The following is a 10410-nucleotide window of genomic DNA, read 5'->3' as shown; positions in this document are numbered from 1 at the left end:
ATGTTTGTCCTAGTTGCTATCGCTTTGGCAGCCCCTCGTACAAATTCGTCATCTGATAAAGCTAATAATTTACTTTTAAAAAGGAACTAATATGAAGATTACAATTGTATCTGGTAGCCAGCGTGCAAACTCGCAAAGTTTATCAGTTGCACGTTATTTAGAGTCACTTTCTTTAGATCATTTCGATACAACAAATATTTTGGATTTGCACTCACTTAATCTTCCGTTTTGGAACGAAGGGGTTTGGAAACAAAGTGAAGAGTGGGAGCTATGGACGCCAATTTCCGAGATACTTAAACACTCGGATGCAGTGATTCTTATTACACCAGAGTGGCATGGAATGGCAACTCCAGCACTTAAGAATTTTTTGCTATTGTCTACCGATGAAGAGCTTGCACATAAGCCGGTACTCTTAGTAAGCGTATCAGCGGGCGTAAATGGCGTATATCCGATCAGTGAACTGCGCATGACAGGCAGCAAGAACAACCACGCGTGCTTTTTACCGGATCACCTAATCTTTCGCAATGTAGAAAAATTGCTCACTACTGACCACAGATGTACTGACCAAACCATGCATCAACGTAATCAGTATACAATGAAATTACTTGCCAGTTATGCTCAAGCATTGAATCCAGTACATCGTGAGATGGTATCAATGGGAAAGGCATTTCGCTATGGTATGTAATAGTAAATAAGTAATTATTATTGTTGGCAATAGTCGGCAGCTTAATTGCAAAGATGACCAAGACGACGGTAGCACTAGATTAATAATAAGTACGTTTTCAATTATATAAGAACCACATTGTAATGGATCATTACTAGCGCTCAGTCTGCCCCTCTATTGACTGTGAATTATTATGGTCCATTTTTTATTCACGGCTCTATATCTATTCCAAAGGCTCTGACTGCATTTTCTGGTCATGCTTTGCAGCCATTTGATTCATTAGAAGAGCAGATAAAATGATCCCAAGAGCCAGCCATGATGTAGTCTGAATACTATCATTAGTAACCAGCGCGGAGATTAATACGCCTATCGCAGGCACAAGATAATTAGTCATCGAAGTAAAAACAGCGCCTGCGTTCTTGATACTCATCATATAGAGATAATAAACCACTCCCGCACACATCACACCAAGATAGATCACAGCAGTAAAGGCGCTCAAAGGTGGCGATTTTTGTGTCAGTGTCATCGTTGTGGTGAGAGAAATTATAATTAATTGAATACTCGCCATAAAAAGAACATTTCTTGCCACTATCAGGGGATGTTCTTCTTTAACTCGGTTGAGCAGGAGCAAAGCAATAGCAAAGCATATCGCAGCAAATAATACTGCTAGGATGCTAATGAGACTAACTCTCGAAGATGTTGACATTAAATCTGGGTAAAAAAGGACAACTAAACCACTAAAACCCACGATGACACTTAGCAGATTACCTTTACTAATCCTAGCATTCTTTATAAACACAGGAGCAAGAAGCAGTGCATAAAAAGGTAGTGTACCCATTAATATCGCTGTTACTGAACTGCTCAACTCTTTTTGAGCAAAAGGTATAAGAATGAAAGGAATCGTTGCTTCAAGTAAACCAATGACAGCATAAAGTAGCCACTGTTTACTATCACCACTAATTCGCATGACCCGACAGATAATAAACAAAGTGATTGCACCGAATATTGCACGCAATGTACCTATCCATACTGGATTGAATGCCTCTAGTGCATTCTCTTGAAAAATAAATTGTGATCCCCAAATCAGCCCAATGGCGAGCAGAGTTAAGTAGTTTTTAAGCATAGTAAAATCCCAATACAATCAATAAGCTTTCGGTGTCAAAAAAGAGCTCTTAAATATAGTGCTATAGTCAAGCTGACTTAAATGCAATAACATCAACCTCAATTAGCATGCCGTCAAGAGCTAACTTAGGTACTGGAATTAAGGTGCTTGCGGGCAACGTATCTAACGGCCAACGTTCTTGCATCTCTTTACTCCAAATATTCAGCTTTTCACTATCATGATCAACAATAAGGACAGTGATCTTTAGAACATCCTCAAAACTAAGCTCATGGGCATTAAGCGCAATCTCTAGGTTTGATAATAAAATGCAAGTCTGATGAAGAAAATCACTACTAAGCTTATGTTCAATACCTTCACCACCACTTTGGCCCGAAATGTAAACTAGCTCTCCTTTGCTTGGTGCCTTCACTGTATGACAAAAACCAAATGGTGTTGGATTAAAAATCTCTGGTGGATTATGGAAGACTGGCTTTAGTTTTAGCATAATAATGACCTTTTATACGTTGAATTCAAAAGTAAGCAGGAGTATAAAAGTTCAAGTTAACTTGAAGTAAAGCGATAATTTGACAAAAGTTGAAATAACTGTGAGCAGAAATGATTATCTAACTATTGGACATCTAGCCGAACGTAGTGGTGTAGCAGCATCGGCTTTACGCTTTTATGAAGCTAAAGGTTTAATTGCTTCCTTTCGAACCAATGGTAATCAACGCCGTTATTTACCTTCGATGCTACGTAGAATTGCACTCGTTCAAGTAGCTCAATCTGTAGGGTTTACATTAGAAGAAATAGCAAAAGAGTTAAGCACCTTACCAATGAATCAAGCGGCCACAAAGCGAGATTGGGAGAGAGTTGCAAATAAATGGCAGCAAGACCTCGACCATAAAATAGCAAAAATCCAATTATTAAAAGACAATCTTTCAGGATGTATCGGATGTGGCTGCCTGAGTATGAAGAAATGTCACCTAATTAATCCAGAAGACAATCTTAATCAGCAAGGTCAAGGGGCGCAGAGAATCATTTGATTATACATTAGGCAACCCACTACTTTTATTAAAGCGTTTCAATTTCCTTCTCTGATAACTGTGTTTACCTAAGTTTATCGATAAGAAACCGCTCTTCTATAAAGTTGATTTTCAAAAGAATTGTTGATAAGTTGCAAAAATGAAAAACATTTCAACGCCTTCGTCATTATTTTTCTGGTGGCGCTCTATTTAGAGCGGCGCGGAATTTTTACATTCTTAAGCTGCTGGAAGGTAGCTGAGACTGTAATTTCTTTTGTATCTCCAGTAGCGATCTATTTTTACTAGGAGATATATGAATGAATACAAGTCAATACACTGAAAAATCGGAAGTAATTTTAACTGGCGATAGAGCTACTGGCCCATTGCACCTGGGGCATTATGTCGGCTCTTTAAAACAACGGGTCGCTTTACAAGATATTCACGAGCAAACAGTTCTTGTTGCTGATATGCAAGGTCTTACTGATAATGCTCACAATCCGAAGAAAGTATCATCTAATATTCTTAATGTCGTCGCGGATTATCTCGCTGTTGGTATCGATCCCTGTAAAACTACAATTTGTCTTCAATCACAACTCCCTGCTCTTGCTGAATTGACTATGTACTACAGCAATCTTGTGACAATCAGTCGATTAGAGCGAAACCCAACGGTCAAAAGTGAAATACAAAGCAAAGGCTTTGAACGATCAATTCCGGCTGGTTTTTTAACCTACCCTATATCTCAAGCAGCTGATATTACTGGCTTTAACGCAACATTGGTTCCAGTTGGGGATGACCAGTTGCCAATGCTTGAACAAACTAATGAGATAGTTAGAAAGATTAATTTATTAGCAGGACGAATCGTTTTGAACGAGTGTAGACCCTTGTTAAGCAACGCATCACGTTTACCTAGCACAGATGGTAAAAATAAGATGTCTAAGACGATGGGAAATACCATTAATCTTGGCGCTACTGAAAAAGAGATCTCTGCTGCAGTAAGGTCTATGTATACCGATCCTAACCACCTAAGAATCGAAGATCCTGGTGCTATTCAAGGCAATATCGTATTTACTTACCTCGATGCATTTCACCCTGATCAAAATCATATCAACCAACTAAAAGAACATTATCAACGTGGCGGACTTGGAGATGGAACAACAAAAAAAGTATTAGAGGAATGCTTACAAGATATGCTCAGACCAATAAGGGAAAGAAGAGCTGAGTTTTTAAGTGATAAGGCTCAACTGGTTGATATTTTAGTGAAGGGAAGCAAAATCTCTAGAGATAAAACAACGGAAGTACTTTTTGATGTTAAAGATATCTTTGGACTAAATATTTTCTGAATAATTTGTTTTCAATAGCCAACTTCAAGAAGATCATTAGGTGAAACTCTCGAGGTTGAAGCTATTTCCTATATTCTTTATAGTTTAAATTATGCGAATTTAGTGGAAATAGTTCGTGTCGGTAACCCCATTTCTGTCCGTACGACCTGAAGTCGTATTAAGTGTGGCTCTCCACGATAAGAGGGAATTAGTTTCGTGAGCGTTGGGTGTATGTCATTTATGATAATGGATGAAGTTTGCTAAAACAGTTTTGTCCAGAACCTTCACTGTGGGCACTTCGTAACTCACCTTTGTCCAAAAATCGTTTTACAGCCTAACAAAAAGGCGAACTTCTCAGTTCGCCTTTATTATTGAATATTGATTACAAAGTCAGTCACAACCTAAAATGATGATCATAAACTGTGACGACGAGCCATCAACATCAGCATCTACTCTTGGTAGTTATCGATACTTGGGCATGAGCAGACAAGGTTACGGTCACCGTAAACGTTATCGACGCGGCTCACGGTTGGCCAGTATTTTGATGCCTGAGTATGAGCGGATGGGAAGCAAGCCGTTTCACGAGAATATGGGTGAGCCCATGCTTCACTTGCGAGATCCGATTGTGTATGCGGCGCATTCACTAACGGGTTGTCGGCTAATGGCCATTCGCCTGATTGAACTTTCTCCATTTCGGCGCGAATCGCAATCATCGCCTCGCAGAAGCGATCCAATTCGGCTAAGTCTTCCGATTCGGTTGGTTCAATCATCAAGGTGCCAGCAACAGGGAATGACATCGTCGGTGCGTGGAAGCCATAATCCATCAAACGTTTAGCAATATCTTCTTCGCTGATACCGGTCGCTTCTTTAAGCGGACGAATGTCAATAATGCATTCGTGCGCTACGCGGCCGTTACTACCACGGTAAAGAATAGGGTAGTGTGGGCGCAGTCTTTCCATCACATAGTTAGCATTTAAAATAGCGACTTGAGTAGCCGTGGTTAAGCCTTCTGCACCCATCATGGCAATATAAGCCCATGAGATAGGTAAAATAGAAGCGCTGCCTAAATCGGCCGCAGATACTGCGTGATCGCAGCCTTCAACTCCCCCTTCAATATGTCCCGGTAGGAAAGGCGCTAGGTGAGATTTTACACCAATCGGTCCCATACCTGGGCCGCCACCGCCATGAGGAATACAGAATGTTTTGTGTAGGTTGAGGTGAGAAACATCAGAGCCAATAAAGCCCGGATTGGTTAAACCAACTTGCGCGTTCATGTTGGCGCCATCAAGGTAAACTTGGCCGCCCGCGGCGTGAACCATGTTACACACTTCTTTAACTTGTTCTTCGTAAACGCCGTGTGTTGAAGGATAAGTGATCATGATGCTAGAGAGGTTCTCTTTATGCTTCTCAATTTTGTCTGCGAGGTCTGCGATATCAACGTTGCCGTTATTATCACATTTCACGACCACCACCTTCATCGAAACCATTGAAGCGGTTGCAGGGTTGGTGCCGTGTGCTGAGCTCGGAATTAAGCAGACGTTACGGTGCCCTTCACCACGGCTTTTGTGGTAGCGCTGAATCGCTACAAGCCCTGCATATTCGCCAGAAGCACCGGAATTTGGTTGTAGCGAGAAGGCATCATAGCCTGTGATTTCACAGAGCTTTTCTTTTAAATCCTTAGCGAGAGCGGCGTAACCTGCGGCTTGCTCTTTCGGTGCAAATGGGTGGATTGAACCAAATTCTGGCCAAGTTACAGGGATCATCTCGGCTGAGGCGTTCAGTTTCATGGTGCAACTGCCAAGCGGGATCATGCCGTGAGTTAATGAAAAGTCTTTATTCTCAAGTTTTTTCAAATAACGCATCATTTGCGTTTCGCTGTGATAGGTGTTGAACACAGGATGCGTTAGGAAGCGAGATTGACGACGGCAGTGTTCTGGAATCGCTGCAAATTCGTTGGCGGCGATTTCTGCCGACAGCGCGCTTACCGATTGCTTAATATCGAAAACCGCAAACAGGGTTTCAAGATCAGTTGTGGTGGTGGTTTCATCCAAACTGATGCCCAATTGGTCATCAAATCGGCGTAAGTTGATGTCGGCTTGCTGCGCTTTTGCGTACAGAGCTTGAGTTTGAGCGGCGCTCTTTAAGGTAATCGTGTCAAAGAAGCTGTTATGCACCAATTCGTAACCCGCTTGAGTTAAGCCTGCCGCTAGAATTGCAGTCATATGATGAGTACGGCGCGCAATGGTGCGCAACCCTTCTGCGCCATGATAGACCGCATAAAACGAGGCCATATTAGCCAGCAGAGCTTGCGCGGTACAGATGTTCGAGGTCGCTTTTTCGCGGCGAATGTGCTGCTCGCGAGTTTGCATTGCCATGCGCAGTGCTGGGTTACCTTTGGCGTCAATCGACACTCCGATCACGCGGCCGGGCATAGTGCGTTTGTGCGCTTCACGCGTGGCCATAAAGGCGGCGTGTGGGCCGCCGTAACCCATAGGGACACCGAAACGTTGAGCTGAGCCAATCACGACATCCGCGCCCATTTCACCCGCTGGTTTCAGCAAGGTGCTGGCCAGTAAATCCGTGGCAACAGTAACCAAGATTTTATTGGCTTGCGCTTTAGCAATCAGGTCGCTTAAATCACGCACTTCACCTGTGGTGCTCGGGTATTGCAGCAGCGCGCCAAACACATCTTGTTCAGGCAATGAGTCGAGTGCGCCGATTTGTACCTCAAAACCGATAAATTCAGCGCGAGTTTTTACCACTTCAATGGTTTGTGGATGAACATCGTCCGCCACAAAAAAGACGTTACTTTTGCTTTTTCCTGCGCGTTTACACAGTGTCATTGCTTCGCCAGCGGCCGTTGCTTCATCGAGCAGCGACGCGTTGGCAATATCCATTGCTGTTAAATCCATCACCATTTGTTGGTAGTTAAGCAGCGACTCCAAACGACCTTGAGAGATTTCTGGCTGGTAGGGTGTGTAAGCCGTATACCAGCCCGGATTTTCCAGTACGTTACGCAAAATGACGTTCGGCGTGAAGGTGTTGTAGTAACCTTGACCAATGAACGTGCGTTTAATCTGGTTTTGATTGGCAAATACTTTCATCGCGCTGAGCATATCGGCTTCGCTTTTAGGCGCAGCAAGGGACATTGGGCTTTCTAAACGAATTTGCGCAGGAACGGTTTGTTCGATTAACGCGGCTAAGCTTTCGGCGTTAATCGCGTTGAGCATTTTTTGTTGATCGGCTGGGTTGGGTCCGTTGTGGCGTGCAACAAACTCATTTTCGGTACTTAACTGGCTAAGCAGTGGGCTGTGAAGTAATTCAGTCATTTCCTTTACCTTTTCAAAGATCGTGTGCGACCTTAAAAAAAAGCCGCCCATACTGGGCAGCTTTGATCCGTGATGGGCTAATTAATCTTCTTCGATAGAGTTTTGGTACTCTTCTGCATTTTTTAGATTGTCGAGTTCAGAAGCATCAGACATCTTCACTTTCACAATCCAGCCACCTTCATACGGTTCTTCGTTGATGAGTTCTGGGCTATCTTCTAACTCTTCGTTGATTTCAACGATGACACCTGTAATCGGTGCGTAAATATCTGAAGCGGCTTTGACCGATTCAACCAGAGAAAAACTGTCTCCAGCATCAATTTCTGCATCTACTTCAGGTAGGTCAACAAACACGACGTCACCAAGCATCTCTTGCGCATGCTCAGAAATACCGATGGTCACTGTGCCGTCACCGTTGTCGCGCACCCACTCGTGGCTATCTGCAAACTTCAGTGTATTGTCCATTGCTTTATCTCCAAAAAAGTATCGTATTGATTTGAACTTGTGTTTAATTTAAAAAGGCTATTGGTAGAGTGGGAAGCGTTGGCACAGCGCTTTAACTTGTTTGCGCACACGTTGCTCAACATCACTGTTTCCTTCTGGGCTCACAACAAGGCCATCGAGAACATCGCCAATCCACTCACCGATGAGTTTGAATTCTTCACGACCAAAACCACGGCTGGTTCCAGCTGGCGTACCTAAACGAATACCCGAAGTAATCATAGGCTTCTCGGTATCAAATGGGATGCCATTTTTGTTACATGTGATTCCTGCACGCTCTAATGCTTGTTCGGCGATATTCCCCTTCAGCCCTTTAGGGCGAAGATCAACAAGCATGAGATGAGTGTCAGTCCCGCCAGTCACAATGTCACAACCGCGAGTTTGCAATACTTCGGCGAGAACTTTTGCGTTATCGATCACCGAATCAATATAACGATGAAACTCAGGGCCTAACGCTTCGCCTAGTGCTACCGCTTTGGCCGCAATTACGTGCATTAACGGGCCACCTTGCAGGCCGGGGAAAACCGCCGAGTTAATTTTTTTGCTGATCTCTTCGCTGTTGGTTAAAACCATACCGCCTCGTGGACCGCGCAAGGTTTTATGTGTGGTGGTCGTGACAACGTGGGCATGCGGCAATGGGCTTGGGTGAGCACCAGTGGCGACTAATCCGGCAATATGCGCCATATCGACCATTAAGAGCGCGCCCACTTCATCAGCAATGGCTCGGAATTTGGCAAAATCAATCACGCGAGGAATGGCAGAGCCGCCCGCAATGACCATTTTGGGCTGATGCTCTAACGCGAGGCTGCGTACATCATCATAATTGATTTCTAAGGTCGTGCTATCGACACCATATTGGATAGCATTAAACCACTTACCAGAGAGAGCAGGCCGAGCGCCATGAGTGAGGTGGCCTCCGGCATCCAGAGACATACCTAAAATCGTGTCACCCGGTTGCAGTAAAGCCAGCATCACCGCGCCATTAGCTTGTGCGCCTGAATGCGGCTGCACGTTGGCGTATTGACAATGGAATAGGGATTTTGCACGTTCAATCGCAATGGTTTCAACGGTATCAACGTGTTCGCAACCACCGTAATAGCGACGGCCGGGGTAGCCTTCTGCATATTTATTGGTGAGACAAGTACCTTGCGCTTGCATAACGGCTTTTGAAACGATGTTTTCTGAGGCGATCAGCTCAATTTGTTCATTTTGGCGCACGTATTCGGCTTGAATACCCGCAAAGACAGCATCATCAGTGGCAGCAAGGTTGGTTGAGAAAAAGCTCTCAAGGCAGTGGTTGGGGTAACTTTTGTTCACGTTGGTATTCATGGTAGATGACCTTCCAATAATCCGACGAATTGGCTAAACATTCCGTCATTCCTTTTTAGTGGCTGCTTTATTATTAAGCCGTTAGGCGACAACAAAACAGGGTGTCAGTTATCCTTAAACTGGATTGCAACCCCAACAATACGGGGTGAAAAGCCACTTAAACCTTGTTAAATCCCTAACCGCAATAAGTGGTAAACTGCATCTCTTTATCTAACAAGTCAGTAACATACTCTTTGACTTATAAACAATCAATCAAAAATTTCCTATAGGAAACATGGTTTCTTTTTTTGTAAGCAAGAGCACGCTTTATTTACGTTCCGCCTCTTTAACCTTGCGTTGGCTTTATGCCACAATGATGGCCGAAATCAGGAAGATAACAATCGAGGGAAAGCATGTCTGAAGACATTTATGATGAGTACCCATCGTTGACCTTGGCCAAGGAAACTGGTGAACAAACGATCGAACCGCTTAAGCTTGGGCAACGTATTAAAGAGATCCGCTCTAAGCTCGGGATTACGCTAGAAGAGGCGAGCCAGCGGACAGGATTAGCTCGATCTACATTGAGTAAAATCGAAAACGAACAGATTTCTCCAACCTACCAAGCGATGCAAAAACTCGCTCATGGATTGCAGATTGATATGCCTCAACTATTTGAGCCACCAAAGAAAATTGTGGCAACAGGTCGTAGGGATATTTCTCGTATTGGGCAGGGCAAGCCGCATCCCACCCCAACTTACGAGCATGAATTGCTCGCCACGCAGCTCTCTAATAAGAAAATGATGCCGTTTAAAAGCCGAGTGCGAGCTCGTGCATTTGAAGAGTACAGTGACTGGGTTCGTCACGATGGTGAGGAGTTTTTGTTGATCCTCACGGGTGAAGTTTTGTTCTATAGCGAATTTTATGAACCGGTTCGATTGGCGGAAGGTGATAGCGTTTATTACGACGCTAACATGGGGCACATGCTGGTCTCTGTCAGCGAAGAGGATGCATTGATTTTGTGGGTTACGGCAAAATGAGTGTGAAAACGCGAAGTTTCTTATAGTAACAGCAATCGTTTGCTATTTGTTGGCTTTGCCCTCTGTAGTGTGCTTTTAATCACTTTTAGCTCAGGCGATGGTAAGCATCTCGCGACTTTTAATTGTGATTG

9 protein-coding genes are annotated in these 10410 nt (G+C 43.8%); 4 read left to right on the top strand and 5 right to left on the bottom strand.

Translation table 11 applies throughout. The features are described 5' to 3' along the window. The first annotated feature begins 91 nt into the window (after positions 1-91). On the top strand, positions 92-685 hold the full coding sequence (locus AACT18_RS10610) for an NADPH-dependent FMN reductase (RefSeq protein WP_094144257.1): 594 nt from the start codon (positions 92-94) through the stop codon (positions 683-685). 202 nt (positions 686-887) lie between these two features. On the opposite strand, the gene AACT18_RS10605 is transcribed toward AACT18_RS10610, so the two are convergent. Both AACT18_RS10605 and AACT18_RS10600 read right to left on the bottom strand, forming a co-directional pair. Then, the gene (locus AACT18_RS10605) at positions 888-1787 is read right to left on the bottom strand and encodes a DMT family transporter (RefSeq protein ID WP_094125784.1); all 900 of its coding nucleotides are present in this window, start codon (positions 1785-1787) and stop codon (positions 888-890) included. Positions 1788-1854: 67 nt separating this feature from the next. Then, positions 1855-2271 (bottom strand): RidA family protein, encoded by a 417-nt coding sequence (locus AACT18_RS10600; protein ID WP_047688616.1) that lies wholly within the window; start codon positions 2269-2271, stop codon positions 1855-1857. Between the two features lie 100 nt (positions 2272-2371). On the opposite strand from AACT18_RS10600, the gene soxR reads away from it, so the two are divergent. Continuing rightward, positions 2372-2809: a redox-sensitive transcriptional activator SoxR gene (soxR, locus tag AACT18_RS10595; protein ID WP_047688832.1), complete on the top strand. Its 438-nt coding sequence runs from the start codon at positions 2372-2374 to the stop codon at positions 2807-2809. 296 nt (positions 2810-3105) lie between these two features. Further along, positions 3106-4128, top strand: coding sequence for a tryptophan--tRNA ligase (gene trpS / locus AACT18_RS10590; RefSeq protein WP_094144366.1), 1023 nt, complete (start codon positions 3106-3108; stop codon positions 4126-4128). A 428-nt stretch (positions 4129-4556) separates the two neighbouring features. On the opposite strand, the gene gcvP is transcribed toward trpS, so the two are convergent. From gcvP to AACT18_RS10575, 3 genes are all read right to left on the bottom strand, one after another. Continuing rightward, positions 4557-7436, bottom strand: coding sequence for an aminomethyl-transferring glycine dehydrogenase (gene gcvP, locus AACT18_RS10585; protein ID WP_094125796.1), 2880 nt, complete (start codon positions 7434-7436; stop codon positions 4557-4559). Positions 7437-7517: 81 nt separating this feature from the next. After that, on the bottom strand, positions 7518-7898 hold the full coding sequence (gene gcvH / locus AACT18_RS10580; RefSeq protein ID WP_094125797.1) for a glycine cleavage system protein GcvH: 381 nt from the start codon (positions 7896-7898) through the stop codon (positions 7518-7520). Positions 7899-7955: 57 nt separating this feature from the next. Then, a complete protein-coding gene (locus tag AACT18_RS10575; RefSeq protein WP_094125798.1) occupies positions 7956-9263 on the bottom strand; it encodes a serine hydroxymethyltransferase in 1308 nt (435 codons plus the stop codon). A 392-nt stretch (positions 9264-9655) separates the two neighbouring features. On the opposite strand from AACT18_RS10575, the gene AACT18_RS10570 reads away from it, so the two are divergent. Continuing rightward, positions 9656-10279, top strand: coding sequence for a helix-turn-helix domain-containing protein (locus AACT18_RS10570; RefSeq protein ID WP_010320321.1), 624 nt, complete (start codon positions 9656-9658; stop codon positions 10277-10279). The last annotated feature ends 131 nt before the right edge of the window (positions 10280-10410 follow it).

This window comes from Vibrio sp. V04_P4A5T148 (assembly GCF_963875605.1).
In the GTDB taxonomy this organism is placed as follows: Bacteria; Pseudomonadota; Gammaproteobacteria; order Enterobacterales; family Vibrionaceae; genus Vibrio; species Vibrio anguillarum.
Note: the sequence above shows the minus strand (reverse complement) of the source record. Positions and strands in the feature narration are given on the sequence as shown.

Excerpts from the sequence above, each read along its gene's own strand:
- AACT18_RS10610 (WP_094144257.1), top strand. The coding sequence starts at position 92 with ATGAAGATTACAATTGTATCTGGTAGCCAGCGTGCAAACTCGCAAAGT.
- AACT18_RS10605 (WP_094125784.1), bottom strand. The coding sequence starts at position 1,787 with ATGCTTAAAAACTACTTAACTCTGCTCGCCATTGGGCTGATTTGGGGA.
- AACT18_RS10600 (WP_047688616.1), bottom strand. The coding sequence starts at position 2,271 with ATGCTAAAACTAAAGCCAGTCTTCCATAATCCACCAGAGATTTTTAAT.
- trpS (WP_094144366.1), top strand. The coding sequence starts at position 3,106 with ATGAATACAAGTCAATACACTGAAAAATCGGAAGTAATTTTAACTGGC.
- gcvP (WP_094125796.1), bottom strand. The coding sequence starts at position 7,436 with ATGACTGAATTACTTCACAGCCCACTGCTTAGCCAGTTAAGTACCGAA.
- gcvH (WP_094125797.1), bottom strand. The coding sequence starts at position 7,898 with ATGGACAATACACTGAAGTTTGCAGATAGCCACGAGTGGGTGCGCGAC.
- AACT18_RS10575 (WP_094125798.1), bottom strand. The coding sequence starts at position 9,263 with ATGAATACCAACGTGAACAAAAGTTACCCCAACCACTGCCTTGAGAGC.
- AACT18_RS10570 (WP_010320321.1), top strand. The coding sequence starts at position 9,656 with ATGTCTGAAGACATTTATGATGAGTACCCATCGTTGACCTTGGCCAAG.